We start from the raw sequence: 15,332 nt of genomic DNA, 5'->3' as shown, positions 1-15,332 counted from the left end.
CTCAAAATGCCATTTACACAGATTATTTTACAGTCTCTGTTCAACTGTAATACGGATGCCCGAGATTATTTTATTTTCTTGTTTTTGTTCAGGCGATAAAGGTCTTTTTCGAGTTCCTTTTTTTGGGATTTGTGTATTAGGATGCTGTTTATCTATACCTTGAAAACCGGTATCTGCCCAGATGGTTACCTCAGGAGGAATATGGCGAATTATATCGACTTTATCGAGTAAGCGTTTATCGTGACGGCGCCCATTTTTGCTCATGGGGATAAATCCAATTTGCCTTGTTTCGTCAGTCATAATAAGCCCTTTTCGAGTGGTCTGTCTTTTCTTTCCCGAATACATTTTTTTTCGCCGACGCAGATTCTTAGGCTTTTGGACAGGTCGCTCTGTCCCATCAATAAAGACGTCTTTAACTCCAGGAAAGGCGCGAAAAAATTCCTCAGCAGAGCGAATTTGACGAGCGGGCAAAACACATTCTCGCCCCAAGGTCATCTCTAAAACCGGCAATAATATTTTTACCCAGCGACATACCCGTGTTCTATCTAAACCAAAAAGAAGTCCTTGCAAATCATAGGTCGGATAACATTTTAAATACAATAAAATAAAAAGCAGTTTATCTAATGGGGTTGGGATAAATCCTTTCTGCCCTGCACCCATCTGCCGCTCGTGATCTTTTCGATTCTTTTTCCGATAAATCAAATAACAAGCTGAAAATTCAGCGGCTAAATTTTTCAATTCTTCGACTGATAATCCAATGATTGCTTTACATAAACGATTATCTCGTAACAACCGCTCTTTGTTGATCATTTCAAACCTTTATTCTCTAAGTTAAATCTCTTTTTATTCTCAATAGCCTGACAAAAAATGCAAGTCTCTATTCAGCAACTAGTTTAAAGGCGATGTGCTTGGGGGATTTTGTTTTGTCCGCAAGTTTGACAGCGGAGGTCAAGCTGTCAGCAAAACGTGCCCTGAAAGACAGCAGCAGTGTCGATGTTGCAATATAGCTAAACGACTTAATTTTGATTACATTATTTAAATGAGCTATTCAATTGATTTTAGACGTAAAGTGATATAGCCAAGCGACATTATTTTGATAACAGCCAGCTATGCTTCTTTGCCGCATATCAGGGCATAGGATGTAATCATTTTTAAGTCGGTTGGCTATAGTGCTTATCGGCTTTGTTGAATAATTTAAGATACTGATTTATATAAGCATTATAAAATTTCAACGACTAATTTTTCCTCTCGGAATGCTTTTTATTGTGCTAACTATTTGATTTGTCGTTCTAACAAAATACATTCTCTGTAAATGCATTCTAACTAAAGAAGATGTAAATCAAACGGTTAAATTATTCAACAAAGCCGTGCTTATCATGATGGTTTTTTGTGAACGTTGTGGTGGCGGTCGGCTTTGTTGAATAAATCGAACTTTCAGGGGATCGCCGGATCAAAGCACTATCATCGCTCCCGATAGCAGCTCCCCATGGCAAAGCAAAAGTTTAAAATCACCAACTGGCCCACCTACAACAAAGCACTCAGACAACGCGGCTCCCTGACGGTCTGGCTTGATGAGTCGGCCATCGCTGCATGGACTGACAGTTCTTCGCCTGAAGGTCGTGGTCGGCCGCTTTACTACACCGATATGGCTGTTATAGCCAAGCGACTTAATTTTGATTACACCATATGGACTGAGAACAAACTCTCTGTATCGCAACCCATCTCTCTTTTTTTGCTTTTTGCTTGTGCCCATTTATGCTCAATTGGGTTAAGATCTGGCGAATATGTAGGCAAATACTCCACCATATACCCTGCATCGATGATGACTTGTTGAATATTATGTTTTTTGTGAAAAGTGGCATTGTCCATCATGATTACACTGTTTTTAGGGAGTACTGGGATAAGGACTTGTGTGACCCAGGCATAGAAAACATCGCTGTTAATATTGATATCAAATAATCCGATAGCAAACAGCGTTGTGCCTAATAAAGCGCCGATAACATTTGTTCTTCCCCTAGCTCCCCAGTTCTTCAGGCCAAAACACCGTTGACCTTTTGGGGAATAGCCGTGAGTCCGTGGGGCATCGTGTGAAAAACCACTTTCATCAATAAAAACAATAGGTTTGCCTTCTTTTTCATACTGTTGTTTTTTTTGTTGAAATCCCTGCCGGGCGTTTTCGTCGGCTTTCGGATGACGTAGAGTTTTTTTTATAGGTCAATCCCAGCTTTTTAAGCGCTTGCCAAATGGCCTTCTGACAAACGCCAAAACGCTCTGCACGTTCTTTTTGGTAAGCATCTGGATATTGTTCAACATCTTTTATCAACTCGGATTTATCGATCTTTCGCTGACGCGTGGTCGATGCTTTTGACTCTATTTGATTAATCCAACGCGATACAGAGGCAGGGCCAATCCGAAATTGCTTCGCTGTTTCTCGGATACTCAACCCTTCGTTTTTCCGTGTAGATATCACTTTACGTCTAAAATAAATTGAATAGCTCATTTAAATAATGTAATCAAAATTAAGTCGTTTAGCTATACCACGGTTTTGATGATAAAGCGCGTGTTTAACCTGTCGCTCCGGGCATTACAGGGCTTTGTCGACTCGGTTTTTACACTGATGAGCCTGCCACTGCGCTGCCCGGACTACTCTCTGGTCAGTCGGCGGGCAAAAACCGTCAGTATCAGCATAAAAACGCCAACGCGTGGTGAAATCTCGCATCTGGTCATCGACAGTACCGGTCTGAAGGTCTTTGGCGAAGGTGAATGGAAAGTCAGGCAGCATGGGGCTGACAGACGAAGAGTGTGGCGCAAGCTTCATCTGGCAGCAGACAGTGCGACGCATGAGATTATCTGTGCCGACTTATCGCTCAGCGGAACGACAGATGCGCAGGCACTGCCGGGCCTGATTAACCAAACCCACCGAAAAATCAGGGAAGTGTCAGCAGACGGTGCTTATGACGCCCGTTACTGCCACGATGCGTTGCTAAGAAAGAAAATCAGGCCCCTTATCCCGCCGCGAAGCGGAGCCAAATACTGGCCGGACAAGTACCATGAACGTAACCATGCGGTGGCGAATCAGCGTCTGAGCGGGAGTAATGATATGTGGAAAAAGAAAGTGGGTTATCACCGGCGTTCAGTGGCAGAAACAGCGATGTTCCGCATAAAAACTTTGCTGGGTGGCCATCTGAGCCTGCGTGACTATGAGGCTCAAGTAGGTGAAGCCATAGCGATGGTCAAAGCGCTGAACCGTATGACGTTGTTGGGTATGCCACACAGCGTCAGGATAGGATAACAGGGCTTTGTTGAATAATTTAACCGTTTGATTTACATCTTCTTTAGTTAGAATGCATTTACAGAGAATGTATTTTGTTAGAACGACAAATCAAATAGTTAGCACAATAAAAAGCATTCCGAGAGGAAAAATTAGTCGTTGAAATTTTATAATGCTTATATAAATCAGTATCTTAAATTATTCAACAAAGCCGGATAACAGGTGTAGCAGAGGGAGTCATCCTGTCGGCTAATTCTGATTTATTCAACAAAGCCCACCAACGCGATAGAGTCGTTAAATGCTTCATTGCGCAAGATAACGAAAACGCGACGAATATTTCCAACGGATGACTCGGTGATAAAATTACTCTATCTAGCCTTGCATAATATCTCTGCTAAATGGACCTTGCCAATCAGAGACTGGAAACCTGCTATGAGCCAATTCATGTTGATGTATGGAGAACGAATCTCCGGTTAAGCAATGGAGCCATTTACACAAAATTCTTTACAGACTCTTTATCCCAACCCCATTAGATAAACTGCTTTTTATTTTATTGTATTTAAAATGTTATCCGACCTATGATTTGCAAGGACTTCTTTTTGGTTTAGATAGAACACGGGTATGTCGCTGGGTAAAAATATTATTGCCGGTTTTAGAGATGACCTTGGGGCGAGAATGTGTTTTGCCCGCTCGTCAAATTCGCTCTGCTGAGGAATTTTTTCGCGCCTTTCCTGGAGTTAAAGACGTCTTTATTGATGGGACAGAGCGACCTGTCCAAAAGCCTAAGAATCTGCGTCGGCGAAAAAAAATGTATTCGGGAAAGAAAAGACAGACCACTCGAAAAGGGCTTATTATGACTGACGAAACAAGGCAAATTGGATTTATCCCCATGAGCAAAAATGGGCGCCGTCACGATAAACGCTTACTCGATAAAGTCGATATAATTCGCCATATTCCTCCTGAGGTAACCATCTGGGCAGATACCGGTTTTCAAGGTATAGATAAACAGCATCCTAATACACAAATCCCAAAAAAAGGAACTCGAAAAAGACCTTTATCGCCTGAACAAAAACAAGAAAATAAAATAATCTCGGGCATCCGTATTACAGTTGAACACGCCATCGCGGGTATCAAGCGCCTCGGTTGCATGACCCAAATTTTACGGAATCGTAGACCCTTTATTGATGATACCTTCTTACTCCTTAGCGCCGGTCTTTGGAATTTCCATCTCAGAACAGCGTAAAATTTACTTCAATCACCGAAACACCCTTATTTCACTATTAAGCAACACGCTTTTTGTTAGCCATTCCCACCACCGCAACGCTGGTTGTCCGCCTTTTCAGCAGCTCCGTAACCCACGGGTTCGGCTCTTTCGCCAGCAGCGTCGCAGCCCTGGCTCCGTGGATAAACAGCGTCCGCAGATAAGCATCGCCGCGTTTACTGATGCCCAGAAGCCGCACTTTGCCGCCGGTGCCTGTTTGCTTTGGCACCAAGCCGATGTAGGCTGCGAACTCCCGTCCTGATCGGAAGGCTCCCGCATCTCCCATGATGGTAATTGCTGCGGTGGCAACCAGTGGGCCAAGACCTGGAATGTCCATAATCCGCCGACAGGCCTCATTCTGTTTCGCCCAAGTGGCAAGCTGTTTTTCGATACCCTCTATCTGCATATCCAGGTCATTGAGGCGCCGATGCTGGTCTTCAAACTGGTAGATCAGGAACGGTGGCAGCTTTTCCTTAAGTCGCTCAAGCACCTCTGGCATCGCCTTGTCCAGTGACGCCCGGCCTTTATGCACAGTTTCGCCGAACTCCAACAGCAATCCGTGTAGCGCGTTGATTTGCGCGGTGCGGAACTTCACTAACTGGCGGCGCATTTTGTGCAGCGACAGTACTGCCTGCTGTTCCTCAGTTTTGACGGCAACGGCTTTAGCTGGCTGCTGGACCGCCATCCAGATAGCACGGGCATCCATCACGTCATTTTTATTGCCCATCACGAAGGCCTTGACGAATTTGCCCTGGTGTAGTCTGACCTTATGCCCCAGTTTTTCCAGCTCCCGCGCCCAGTGCTGGGAACCGCCGCAAGCTTCCATGCCAATCAGGCAAGGCTCACGATTGCTGAAGTATTCCAGCAGCGCGTCGCGCTTTATCTGTTTATCGATGACTTCACCGGTATGTTCATTAATGAAATGAACCTGCATCAGATGTTTTGCGATATCGACGCCAACAGGGGTATATTTCATGTCGTGGATACTCCAGTTATCAGGGAGCTTTATGCATCCCGTGTTGGGCACAATGATGCCGGAAGTCTGCGAGGATCCACACCTTACCTGCCGAACCCTTCGCTGCTCTCAAATGTGTGGGATGCGTTCATCTCATTCTCCTGTTTTTATAGTGTTATTTGGGTGTCGTACTTGGCGTGGCTCATGGTCTTCCAACTCAGGCCATTATCTTTGGATAACATGCGCCAGTAGAGGGAGAGTCGTATTGATAAATAACCGGTTCGTCGTATGCGTATTGCGTGGATAAGTCCTTCACGGTATAAGCGCTTAAATCGCTTCTCACGCTCTCTTATTCTGACTGGTATTTTAGGTTTCATTTGTAGCCCCTCTTACATCTGGATGGCGCTTTTCTGTCAGTTCGGCAATCTCACGGCTGGAAAGGGTTAAAATATGTTCAGATATTAAATTTTGCATGCGTAAAGTCCTCGTTAGTAAAAACGATGAAGAAAATGTAACCCCGGTGTATTACCGGGGCGGTGAAAGGACATTTAATTACGCCGGTTCGAGGCAGAAGGCTTGAGACAGCTTCGCCAGTCCCTTCGGTGTCACCAGCACCTGCTCGCGGATTTTGTCGGTGCCGTCGTCACAGGGGATAAGTGATATTTTATGCTCGAGGTAGCCTGACTGGATTTTGCTCTGGTAGGCTATCCAGTTCTTGATGCCGATACGGCGATAAATCCAGCCACGCTCACGGAGGAAAGCGAACAGATCTTTGGGGCGTACCTGTAACTCCTTGGCGGCGTTGGTGATGCACATGCCGCCGTCAGATTTGGCGATGCGGTGCAGGGCTTTCACGTCTGGGGCCATCTCCTCAACTTTGCTTTCGAGGGCGATATGTAGTGGTCAACTAAATTTGGCCACCCTACCTGACTGTTGATGGAACAGCCGTTCTGATTCATTTGGTGTTAACCCACCGTTATACCAGTGAGGTCTGACATCGCTATAATAATGGGTTATGTAGCGAATAATGGATGATTGAGCAGTACTAAAGCTTTGGTAGCCAGTCGTTGGCACCCATTCAGTCTTCAGACTACGTAAGAATCGCTCCATCGGACTATTATCCCAACAATTTCCTCTGCGACTCATACTTTGGGTCATCTGATAACGCCAAAATGTCTGCCTATACTGACGACTGGTGTAATGGCTTCCTTGGTCACTATGAAACATGACTTGTTTGGGATGCCCACGCAGTTCCCAAGCCATTTGTAGTGCTTTGGCTGTTAATTCTGAATCTGGCGAAAACGGCATTGCCCAACCCACGGGTTTTCGGGCAAATAAATCTAATACCACCGCCAGATACGCCCATCGGTCGCCTGTCCAAATATAGGTTACATCGCCGCACCAAACCTGGTCAGGCTTGGTAACAGCGAACTGCCTATTGAGCAGATTTGGAATATCAATACGTTCATTTCCACCGCGGTTGTATTGATGTTTTCTTGTTTGGCAACTAACGAGGGTTAATTCTTTCATCAACTTACCCGCTAACCACCGCCCAAGTTTCACGTCGTGCGTATTGGTAACCATCGTGGCGATAGTCCTTGCGCCCGCAGACCCGCCACTAACGTTCCACGCTTCGCTGACCAGGCTACGTTTTATCGTCCGCTCAATATCTGGCTCCTTAGGTCGACACCAATAGCGATAACTGCTTCGGTGAACATTAAAAATACGACACAGCGCTTTCACTGGATAAAGCGCTCTTAGCTTTTCAACTACCGAGAATTTTTCAGTGAGTCGGACATTAAGAGCGCAGTAGCCTTTTTTAAGATGGCATTCTCCATTTCCAGTCGGTGGATTTTTTTCTTCATTTCTCTGAACTCAATTTGTTCAGGTGTTAATGGCAGACCAGGCGATGTTTTCCCTTGACGTTCTAAACGAAGGGCTCTTACCCACCGGCTAATCGCTGAAAGACTGACGTTCATGGCTTTCGCGGCTTCCTGGTAGGTATAATTTTGGTCAAGGACTAATTTGGCGGGGCTTTGTTGAATAATTTAAGATACTGATTTATATAAGCATTATAAAATTTCAACGGGCTTTGTTGAATAATTTAACCGTTTGATTTACATCTTCTTTAGTTAGAATGCATTTACAGAGAATGTATTTTGTTAGAACGACAAATCAAATAGTTAGCACAATAAAAAGCATTCCGAGAGGAAAAATTAGTCGTTGAAATTTTATAATGCTTATATAAATCAGTATCTTAAATTATTCAACAAAGCCCAATAACCTTTTCGGTGTAGGTAAGCAGGATGCCACGCATGGCCGCTGGGTCATTGAGCATCTGAACGGGATCGGCAGGCAGGGACTTGATGCGCTTCTCACACTGTATAAAGTACTGACGTGCCTCCTTGCCTTTCTCGTTACGCTCAACCATCGAAAGCTCTTTCTCCATGTCGATGCTGATGTAGTAATCTTTCATTGGGCGTTGGGCTTTGTTGAATAAATCAGAATTAGCCGACAGGATGACTCCCTCTGCTACACCTGTTATCCAATCCTGACGCTGTGTGGCATACCCAACAACGTCATACGGTTCAGCGCTTTGACCATCGCTATGGCTTCACCTACTTGAGCCTCATAGTCACGCAGGCTCAGATGGCCACCCAGCAAAGTTTTTATGCGGAACATCGCTGTTTCTGCCACTGAACGCCGGTGATATAGCCAAGCGACTTAATTTTGATTACACCATATGGACTGAGAACAAACTCTCTGTATCGCAACCCATCTCTCTTTTTTTGCTTTTTGCTTGTGCCCATTTATGCTCAATTGGGTTAAGATCTGGCGAATATGTAGGCAAATACTCCACCATATACCCTGCATCGATGATGACTTGTTGAATATTATGTTTTTTGTGAAAAGTGGCATTGTCCATCATGATTACACTGTTTTTAGGGAGTACTGGGATAAGGACTTGTGTGACCCAGGCATAGAAAACATCGCTGTTAATATTGATATCAAATAATCCGATAGCAAACAGCGTTGTGCCTAATAAAGCGCCGATAACATTTGTTCTTCCCCTAGCTCCCCAGTTCTTCAGGCCAAAACACCGTTGACCTTTTGGGGAATAGCCGTGAGTCCGTGGGGCATCGTGTGAAAAACCACTTTCATCAATAAAAACAATAGGTTTACCTTCTTTTTCATACTGTTGTTTTTTTTGTTGAAATCCCTGCCGGGCGTTTTCGTCGGCTTTCGGATGACGTAGAGTTTTTTTTATAGGTCAATCCCAGCTTTTTAAGCGCTTGCCAAATGGCCTTCTGACAAACGCCAAAACGCTCTGCACGTTCTTTTTGGTAAGCATCTGGATATTGTTCAACATCTTTTATCAACTCGGATTTATCGATCTTTCGCTGACGCGTGGTCGATGCTTTTGACTCTATTTGATTAATCCAACGCGATACAGAGGCAGGGCCAATCCGAAATTGCTTCGCTGTTTCTCGGATACTCAACCCTTCGTTTTTCCGTGTAGATATTACTTTACGTCTAAAATCAATTGAATAGCTCATTTAAATAATGTAATCAAAATTAAGTCGTTTAGCTATAGTGCTTTGATCCGGCGATCCCCTGAAAGTTCGATTTATTCAACAAAGCCCTCAATAGCCTGACAAAAAATGCAAGTCTCTATTCAGCAACTAGTTTAATCAAGTGTGGGGCGCTGAAACATTTCTCGCATGGGCGAGAAATACGGCAAATGGCAGTAGGGTTTTTCGCAACGACACGGCTACACCATACAGCAAACGATACGGCTCAGGCGTTTTTATGAGGGCTGGTGATACATGGTCCCTAATTTCTGTAGGAGCTATCGCGGGCGGTCCTGATGTAAACGGCGTAAGAATATCGAGCGGGAATAACAGCGGTTCGGAAACTCAATCTTATGAATTGTGGACAAACCAAAACCTACCAAACCCTATATCAGCATCGGAGTTTGCAGGTATTCCGCTCCCGTTCCCTGGGGCTGTTGTGCCAGCTGGTTGGCTGAAATGCAACGGCAGGCCTTTAACAAAACAACCTATCCGATTCTCGCGGAGCTCTACCCATTCGGTCATTTACCTGACCTGCGCGGTGAGTTTATTCGTGGGTGGGATGATGGGCGCAAGATTGATTTGGGACGTACCTTACTCAGTGCACAGGGAGATGCGATGCAACCGATAACGGCAAAATGGACGCTTGATGACCAAACGGCTGACCCTGGCGTCAATTATCCCCCGACAGGTGCTTTATACATCGATAGTTCAGCACCGGTGAATTACGACGCGACATCAAGTCGCACGAATACGGGCGCCCGTGCTGTTTTTGATTCATCACGCCAAACGCGAACCGCTACCGAAACCCGCCCACGCAACATCGCCTTTAACTACATAGTGAGAGCAGCATAATGAGCACCTATTCAACTGATATTGAAAATGCCGAATTAGGCGAAAACGGACTCACCAAAAAGGCGGGTTGGATCACTGTTTATCAAGCGCACCCGGTCACGCGCGAATACCAAAGCGCCAGCATGGAATACCTCATGTTCGATGTAGGCCTTCCAGCCCACAGTTACCCCGATAAGCCAGAGTTACCGCCTGTTGGGCAAGCGCTATGTCGCGCGGCAGATGGCAAGTCATGGGAGCACGTGGAGGATAATCGCGGCCAGACAGTTTACAGTACCGAAACACGGCAGGAACAGATTGTCACCCAATTCGGCGAACTGCCGGATAACCTCACGTTACTGAAACCACAAACCGAATTTGATGTGTGGAACGGGAAAAAATGGGTGACAGACACGCAAGCCCAGCAAGCGGCTGAATCACGAGCTGCGCAGCAGGAGGCACAACAGGCGTTAACCTCACGTCTTACCGTGGCGAATACGCGTATTCAGCCACTTCAGGATGCGGTAGACCTCGATATGGCCACGGAGACAGAAAGGGCGCAACTTGTTGCGTGGAAGAAATACCGCGTGCTGCTTAATCGGCTGGATATAAGCAAAGCGGCGGCTATAAACTGACCTGAGCCGCCGGACGCGGAAAAGGCGGGGATTAATGCCCGTCGTTGAACAGGGAAGCAAGTTCATCATCGGACAGGCCGGTATAGCGCTTGATGGCTGATTTTCCTACACCATCAGCAAGAAGTTGCCTTGCAATTTTGAGCGAGGCGCTATGCTCGCCTTCTTGGCGACCTTCTTGGCGACCGAGAAGCATTCCCTTTTCGATGCCGCGCTGTTCGCCTTTAGCTTCAAGCTGCTCTGCTATAGTCATCACGTCCTCCCGGTAATCCGTGGTTTTGGTGGCGATCCCCTGCAAGAATTGTTCGGCGTTCGAGGTATTGCCACGTTCGAGAATATAATACATCAAGCCCCGGAACTGCTCTTTTGGTACGGCCCACTGCTCGAGCAATCCGGCCAGTTCGTTAACCAGTTCCAGCATATCACGGGTACGAATGTGCTTCTGCACCAGTTCCAGCAACGCCACGCGCCGATGGGTCAGGATTTCGTCATCCGGCATAGCGGTGATATCAACGAGCGGGAATGCCTGCGTATAGACTGATTCTGCCAGTTCAGGGTCAGCAAAGCAATCGAGCCATTGGGTGCTGTAGGGGTAGGGCGACGTGGTGCCGTGGTAGAACAGGAGCGGGATGACCACGGGCAAGGTCTCGTTACCTTGCTCAAGGTGCCGCTGCATGGCTGCCACACTGTACCGTAGCAGCCTGAATGCCATGAGCTTTTCTGGCCTGCTCTGGTGCTCGATGAGTGTATAAATGTAGCCTTTCCCCGCATTCGTCTGCACGGAATAGAGCATATCCGAACACTGGGTGCGCAGGTCGTCTTCGATAAAGCTGCCCGACTCCATTGCCAACGTACTGAAGTCGCAGCGTTCACGCAGGTGGGGCGGCAGATGGATTTCCAAAAAGTCTCGGGCCACAGCGATATCGCCGAGAAACTTTTTGAACAGCGAATCGTGTTGTGAGAGTGAAGATGTTGTCATTGGCGCAGTATACCTTGCTCAGGTTACGGTATGCCATCGAAATCCCCCTCCCTCAAGTCTGTCAAATTTGGGCGATTCTGGCGTAGCTAGCAAGTCGAAATGGACGGTAACGTATTGATAAAAATGTCGTGTATTGTCGTGCTTTGTTGTGTTTTGTCGCCTATTTCTTGAGCGATAAATTCATTCAATACATTGATATTTATAGTTTTTATGTATTTTAACTCTGCTGTGTGTCGCACAGCGGCATTAAAATATCACCCTTTTCATTCAGTGAGTTACAAACAATCGATCGAAATTACTCGAAATTCGATCGAAATTATTCAATCTGCTTCCATTCAGCCCCCCGGTCATCGCGGTACCTATCTGTCATGGCAGAGCTTTTGTGACCTAACAATTTTTGTGCATATTCTTTCCCTTTCTCATCGGTGTAGAGACGCGCTGACAAACTTCTGATTTCATGAAATGAGGGAGGTTTGCGTTCCCATATTAATCCTGATATACGGCGCGCCTTCAAAAAAGCGGCAGATATCGTTTTTGCGGCAAATTGCTTGTATTTAGCGTTTGCGACGATATGTGCTCTCCCGTTGTTTAATCTCCTAAACTGGTTCAGTACATCGGCAAGGCATAAATTGAGGCAGTCGATGTGGGTTGTCTCGCAGAAAGCAAGCATCATGCCTGTTTTCGCCTGCTTGATGTAAAGGCGTCCGTCTTTGATATCCTCCCAGCGTAGCGCCTGTATATCCCCTAAACGTTGACCGGTGACTAAAGCAAGGTCAAGACAGGGTCCAATCCATGCGGGTAATGTATCAGCTGCCTTGCGTATAAGCCTCCACTCATCCAGAGTTATACGCTCCCTCTCAATGTCCACCCGCTGATTACGAGTAACTGTAGTGGTTGAATAATCAGGACACTAAACTTACATCCAAAACGGAGGTGTTTAGTGAACCATAAACGACAATTTACCCCTGAGTTTAAAAAGGAAGCCGTTGCCCTGGTAACAGAGCAGGGCTATACGATAGCCAGGGCAGCAGCATCGCTGGGCATAAGCAACAAAACCCTGCATACATGGGTCTCGCTGGCACGCGAGCAGAGCAACGGCGTACTCAGCGATGATGAACGTGCAGAGTTAAAACGGTTACAAAAGGAAAACAAAGAGTTACGTACAGAGAAGGAGATACTAAAAAAGGCGAGTGCCTTCTTCGCGAAACATATGCCGTGAGATACCGGTTCATTCTCGACAATGCCACTGACTTCAGCGTTCGTACACTCTGTCGGGTCATGCGTGTGACGGCCTCTGCCTGGTATGCATGGCGAAAAAAGCCCGCCGAACCGCTGCAAAAAGACGTGGAGGTCCGGGTCAGGTTAAAGGCGCTGTTCGCCGCCAGCAGGCAGGGAGCAGGAAGCCGGACGCTGGTCAAAAGGCTTCGTGGAGAAGGCATCATAATCAGCCGCTGGCGGGTGAGGAAACTCATGCAGGAAGAGGGGCTGGTCTGCCGACAGCGCCGGACTTATAAGGTCACGACAAAACCCCGCCCGGGTGCAGAGGTGGCCCCAAACCTGCTGAACCAGAATTTTAACCCGCCGGGGCCAAATCAGGTGTGGGCGAGTGACATCACGTATCTGAAGACCGGTGAAGGCTGGCTGTATAGCCAACCGACTTAAAAATGATTACATCCTATGCCCTGATATGCGGCAAAGAAGCATAGCTGGCTGTTATCAAAATAATGTCGCTTGGCTATATCTGGCGGCTATTATGGATTTGTACTCCCGGCAGATATAGCTAAACGACTTAATTTTGATTACATTATTTAAATGAGCTATTCAATTGATTTTAGACGTAAAGTGATATCTACACGGAAAAACGAAGGGTTGAGTATCCGAGAAACAGCGAAGCAATTTCGGATTGGCCCTGCCTCTGTATCGCGTTGGATTAATCAAATAGAGTCAAAAGCATCGACCACGCGTCAGCGAAAGATCGATAAATCCGAGTTGATAAAAGATGTTGAACAATATCCAGATGCTTACCAAAAAGAACGTGCAGAGCGTTTTGGCGTTTGTCAGAAGGCCATTTGGCAAGCGCTTAAAAAGCTGGGATTGACCTATAAAAAAAACTCTACGTCATCCGAAAGCCGACGAAAACGCCCGGCAGGGATTTCAACAAAAAAAACAACAGTATGAAAAAGAAGGTAAACCTATTGTTTTTATTGATGAAAGTGGTTTTTCACACGATGCCCCACGGACTCACGGCTATTCCCCAAAAGGTCAACGGTGTTTTGGCCTGAAGAACTGGGGAGCTAGGGGAAGAACAAATGTTATCGGCGCTTTATTAGGCACAACGCTGTTTGCTATCGGATTATTTGATATCAATATTAACAGCGATGTTTTCTATGCCTGGGTCACACAAGTCCTTATCCCAGTACTCCCTAAAAACAGTGTAATCATGATGGACAATGCCACTTTTCACAAAAAACATAATATTCAACAAGTCATCATCGATGCAGGGTATATGGTGGAGTATTTGCCTACATATAGCCAAGCGACATTATTTTGATAACAGCCAGCTATGCTTCTTTGCCGCATATCAGGGCATAGGATGTAATCATTTTTAAGTCGGTTGGCTATACAATTCAGGCATGGAACAACGCCAAAACAGCTTATAAACGCGATGGTGACTTGCGCAAGGTGCTTGAGCGCATGGATATGTCCGAGGAACACCGTCAGCAGCTTATTAGCGAATGCAGGGAGGCTGCGGCATGATTTGGCATGATATCCAACAGAACACTGAGGAATGGGAAGCGCTGCGCGTAGGAAAGGCCACCGCATCGAATTTCGGGTTAATCATGGCTAACGCAGGGAAAGCGTTTGGCGACCCTGCAAAGCGCTATGCGCTCCAAATTGCACTGGAGCAAATAAAAGGCTGCAAGTCAGAGTTCAGCTTTTCAAATGAGCACATGGAGCGTGGTCACGAGCAGGAGCCGATAGCACGGATCCTGTATGAGGACATGAACTTCATCTGCGTAGATAACGGCGGTTTCTTTGACCACGACACATACGGTAATAGCCCGGACGGGTTGGTAGGTAGCGACGGTGTAATAGAGATTAAATCTGTTATCGCCCCAACCCACTACGCCACATTGCAGCGAGGTAGTTTCGACCCGTCATACCGCTGGCAGTTAATCGGCCATCTGGATTGCACCGGGCGTGACTGGGTCGATTTTGTCAGCTATTGCGCCGACTTCCCTGAAAACGGGCAGCTGACCACTCATCGGCTATACCGTGGTGATGTTGAGATAGAAATCGCTCAATTACAAGAGCGACGAAACGACTTTCTTGAACTGGTCAGCACCACGCTCGCCAAAATAAACGGCACTCCATAGCACACCGTCACATTTTGAGAATGGCAGCAATGATGCTCACGGCAGCGGCGACCATTAGACCAAGCCGGATGGTCATCTGCATGCCAAGTTTATCAAAACCGGCAGTCATATCTTTACGGACATCGGCTATCTGAGCTTCAGTTTTCTCGAAGCGAGCCTGCATCTGAGCTTCGTTCTTCTCGAAGCGAGCTTCCATATCTTTACGGACATCGGCTATCTCTGCGGACAGGTCCTTGCGCACATCGGCGACATTTCGGTTTACTTCGGCAATTTCGTGCTTGACTTCAACGATATCAGCCTTGGTAGCGACATCCGCCACTTCGTGAGACTTACGTACGACAAGCGAGATCGCCTTGGCCTGCTGACTGGTAAGCCCGGCGGTTTGAAGCTCTTCTGACGCCTGCAATGTATCAAATGCAACTTGACCCATGGGGGATCCTCCTGTTTAGGGCAA

General features: G+C 46.5%; 22 protein-coding genes and 5 pseudogenes. 13 read left to right on the top strand and 14 right to left on the bottom strand.

All coding sequences use genetic code 11. The annotated features are described in order from the left end of the window. Positions 1 to 27: 27 nt before the first annotated feature. Complete coding sequence (locus ACQGXV_RS35285) at positions 28 to 810, bottom strand: transposase family protein (RefSeq protein WP_440864607.1); 783 nt, start codon at positions 808 to 810, stop codon at positions 28 to 30. Between the two features lie 676 nt (positions 811 to 1,486). On the opposite strand from ACQGXV_RS35285, the pseudogene ACQGXV_RS35280 reads away from it, so the two are divergent. After that, positions 1,487 to 1,654 (top strand): annotated as a pseudogene (locus tag ACQGXV_RS35280) (transposase); the annotation flags it as partial. Positions 1,655 to 1,677: 23 nt separating this feature from the next. Here ACQGXV_RS35280 and ACQGXV_RS35275 read toward each other — a convergent pair. Together ACQGXV_RS35275 and ACQGXV_RS35270 are read right to left on the bottom strand one after the other, a co-directional pair. Next, positions 1,678 to 2,211 (bottom strand): IS630 family transposase, encoded by a 534-nt coding sequence (locus tag ACQGXV_RS35275; protein WP_440862665.1) that lies wholly within the window; start codon positions 2,209 to 2,211, stop codon positions 1,678 to 1,680. Further along, positions 2,135 to 2,500 (bottom strand): IS630 transposase-related protein, encoded by a 366-nt coding sequence (locus ACQGXV_RS35270; protein WP_440864605.1) that lies wholly within the window; start codon positions 2,498 to 2,500, stop codon positions 2,135 to 2,137. The genes ACQGXV_RS35275 and ACQGXV_RS35270 overlap by 77 nt, the downstream gene beginning before the upstream one ends. Positions 2,501 to 2,536: 36 nt before the next feature. On the opposite strand from ACQGXV_RS35270, the pseudogene ACQGXV_RS35265 reads away from it, so the two are divergent. From ACQGXV_RS35265 to ACQGXV_RS35255, 3 genes and pseudogenes are all read left to right on the top strand, one after another. Further along, a pseudogene (locus ACQGXV_RS35265) lies at positions 2,537 to 3,292 on the top strand (IS5 family transposase); the annotation flags it as partial. Positions 3,293 to 3,502: 210 nt separating this feature from the next. Beyond that, positions 3,503 to 3,748 (top strand): annotated as a pseudogene (locus ACQGXV_RS35260) (transposase); the annotation flags it as partial. Next, the gene (locus ACQGXV_RS35255; protein ID WP_440864604.1) at positions 3,726 to 4,514 is read left to right on the top strand and encodes a transposase family protein; all 789 of its coding nucleotides are present in this window, start codon (positions 3,726 to 3,728) and stop codon (positions 4,512 to 4,514) included. The pseudogene ACQGXV_RS35260 and the gene ACQGXV_RS35255, both read left to right, overlap by 23 nt. Positions 4,515 to 4,551: 37 nt before the next feature. Here ACQGXV_RS35255 and ACQGXV_RS35250 read toward each other — a convergent pair whose 3' ends face one another. From ACQGXV_RS35250 to ACQGXV_RS35215, 8 genes and pseudogenes are all read right to left on the bottom strand, one after another. After that, positions 4,552 to 5,508: an IS110 family transposase gene (locus ACQGXV_RS35250; protein WP_440864603.1), complete on the bottom strand. Its 957-nt coding sequence runs from the start codon at positions 5,506 to 5,508 to the stop codon at positions 4,552 to 4,554. A 146-nt stretch (positions 5,509 to 5,654) separates the two neighbouring features. Then, a complete protein-coding gene (locus ACQGXV_RS35245; RefSeq protein ID WP_440864602.1) occupies positions 5,655 to 5,864 on the bottom strand; it encodes a ParE family toxin-like protein in 210 nt (69 codons plus the stop codon). Between the two features lie 175 nt (positions 5,865 to 6,039). After that, positions 6,040 to 6,381: a phage antirepressor KilAC domain-containing protein gene (locus tag ACQGXV_RS35240; protein ID WP_440867807.1), complete on the bottom strand. Its 342-nt coding sequence runs from the start codon at positions 6,379 to 6,381 to the stop codon at positions 6,040 to 6,042. A gap of 9 nt (positions 6,382 to 6,390) precedes the next feature. After that, a protein-coding gene (locus ACQGXV_RS35235) for an IS3 family transposase (protein WP_440867806.1) occupies positions 6,391 to 7,535 on the bottom strand; the annotation gives its coding sequence in 2 pieces (ribosomal slippage) (positions 6,391 to 7,313 and positions 7,313 to 7,535; 1,146 coding nt in all). A gap of 218 nt (positions 7,536 to 7,753) precedes the next feature. Beyond that, positions 7,754 to 8,005, bottom strand: coding sequence for a hypothetical protein (locus ACQGXV_RS35230; RefSeq protein ID WP_440867805.1), 252 nt, complete (start codon positions 8,003 to 8,005; stop codon positions 7,754 to 7,756). Between the two features lie 23 nt (positions 8,006 to 8,028). Further along, positions 8,029 to 8,199: pseudogene (locus ACQGXV_RS35225) on the bottom strand (IS5/IS1182 family transposase); the annotation flags it as partial. A gap of 22 nt (positions 8,200 to 8,221) precedes the next feature. Next, entirely contained in the window at positions 8,222 to 8,755 is a 534-nt protein-coding gene (locus tag ACQGXV_RS35220) for an IS630 family transposase (RefSeq protein ID WP_440862665.1), read from the bottom strand. Further along, a complete protein-coding gene (locus tag ACQGXV_RS35215; protein WP_440862584.1) occupies positions 8,679 to 9,044 on the bottom strand; it encodes an IS630 transposase-related protein in 366 nt (121 codons plus the stop codon). Before ACQGXV_RS35215 ends, ACQGXV_RS35220 begins: the two co-directional genes overlap by 77 nt. A 253-nt stretch (positions 9,045 to 9,297) precedes the next feature. Between ACQGXV_RS35215 and ACQGXV_RS35210 the strand changes: the two are divergent. The 3 genes and pseudogenes from ACQGXV_RS35210 to ACQGXV_RS35200 all read left to right on the top strand — a co-directional run. Further along, positions 9,298 to 9,510: pseudogene (locus tag ACQGXV_RS35210) on the top strand (hypothetical protein); the annotation flags it as partial. Positions 9,511 to 9,518: 8 nt separating this feature from the next. Further along, positions 9,519 to 9,914 carry a phage tail protein gene (locus ACQGXV_RS35205; protein ID WP_440867847.1) on the top strand — a complete coding sequence of 132 codons (396 nt, stop codon included), beginning with the start codon at positions 9,519 to 9,521 and terminating at the stop codon, positions 9,912 to 9,914. Continuing rightward, complete coding sequence (locus ACQGXV_RS35200) at positions 9,914 to 10,525, top strand: tail fiber assembly protein (protein ID WP_440864601.1); 612 nt, start codon at positions 9,914 to 9,916, stop codon at positions 10,523 to 10,525. The genes ACQGXV_RS35205 and ACQGXV_RS35200 overlap by 1 nt, the downstream gene beginning before the upstream one ends. 31 nt (positions 10,526 to 10,556) lie before the next feature. On the opposite strand, the gene ACQGXV_RS35195 is transcribed toward ACQGXV_RS35200, so the two are convergent. Next, positions 10,557 to 11,501 carry an Rpn family recombination-promoting nuclease/putative transposase gene (locus ACQGXV_RS35195; RefSeq protein WP_440864600.1) on the bottom strand — a complete coding sequence of 315 codons (945 nt, stop codon included), beginning with the start codon at positions 11,499 to 11,501 and terminating at the stop codon, positions 10,557 to 10,559. A 316-nt stretch (positions 11,502 to 11,817) separates the two neighbouring features. Then, the gene (locus tag ACQGXV_RS35190) at positions 11,818 to 12,369 is read right to left on the bottom strand and encodes a tyrosine-type recombinase/integrase (RefSeq protein ID WP_440864599.1); all 552 of its coding nucleotides are present in this window, start codon (positions 12,367 to 12,369) and stop codon (positions 11,818 to 11,820) included. A gap of 72 nt (positions 12,370 to 12,441) precedes the next feature. Between ACQGXV_RS35190 and ACQGXV_RS35185 the strand changes: the two genes are divergently transcribed. The 6 genes from ACQGXV_RS35185 (at position 12,442) to ACQGXV_RS35160 (ending at position 14,878) form a co-directional block, all read left to right on the top strand. Next, the gene (locus ACQGXV_RS35185; RefSeq protein ID WP_440864598.1) at positions 12,442 to 12,720 is read left to right on the top strand and encodes a transposase; all 279 of its coding nucleotides are present in this window, start codon (positions 12,442 to 12,444) and stop codon (positions 12,718 to 12,720) included. A 59-nt stretch (positions 12,721 to 12,779) separates the two neighbouring features. Continuing rightward, positions 12,780 to 13,163: an IS3 family transposase gene (locus ACQGXV_RS35180; protein WP_440864597.1), complete on the top strand. Its 384-nt coding sequence runs from the start codon at positions 12,780 to 12,782 to the stop codon at positions 13,161 to 13,163. Beyond that, a complete protein-coding gene (locus tag ACQGXV_RS35175; RefSeq protein ID WP_440864596.1) occupies positions 13,132 to 13,281 on the top strand; it encodes a hypothetical protein in 150 nt (49 codons plus the stop codon). The genes ACQGXV_RS35180 and ACQGXV_RS35175 overlap by 32 nt, the downstream gene beginning before the upstream one ends. Positions 13,282 to 13,313: 32 nt before the next feature. After that, on the top strand, positions 13,314 to 13,679 hold the full coding sequence (locus tag ACQGXV_RS35170) for an IS630 transposase-related protein (protein ID WP_440862584.1): 366 nt from the start codon (positions 13,314 to 13,316) through the stop codon (positions 13,677 to 13,679). Further along, the gene (locus tag ACQGXV_RS35165; RefSeq protein WP_440867379.1) at positions 13,603 to 14,052 is read left to right on the top strand and encodes a transposase; all 450 of its coding nucleotides are present in this window, start codon (positions 13,603 to 13,605) and stop codon (positions 14,050 to 14,052) included. The genes ACQGXV_RS35170 and ACQGXV_RS35165 overlap by 77 nt, the downstream gene beginning before the upstream one ends. A 202-nt stretch (positions 14,053 to 14,254) precedes the next feature. Beyond that, the gene (locus ACQGXV_RS35160; protein WP_440864595.1) at positions 14,255 to 14,878 is read left to right on the top strand and encodes a lambda exonuclease family protein; all 624 of its coding nucleotides are present in this window, start codon (positions 14,255 to 14,257) and stop codon (positions 14,876 to 14,878) included. 7 nt (positions 14,879 to 14,885) lie between these two features. Here ACQGXV_RS35160 and ACQGXV_RS35155 read toward each other — a convergent pair whose 3' ends face one another. Next, positions 14,886 to 15,308 (bottom strand): DUF1640 domain-containing protein, encoded by a 423-nt coding sequence (locus ACQGXV_RS35155; RefSeq protein ID WP_440864594.1) that lies wholly within the window; start codon positions 15,306 to 15,308, stop codon positions 14,886 to 14,888. Positions 15,309 to 15,332 lie beyond the last annotated feature (24 nt).

It is taken from the genome of Symbiopectobacterium purcellii (assembly GCF_052050035.1).
GTDB classification, from domain to species: Bacteria; Pseudomonadota; Gammaproteobacteria; order Enterobacterales; family Enterobacteriaceae; genus Symbiopectobacterium; species Symbiopectobacterium purcellii_A.
Note: the sequence above shows the minus strand (reverse complement) of the source record. Positions and strands in the feature narration are given on the sequence as shown.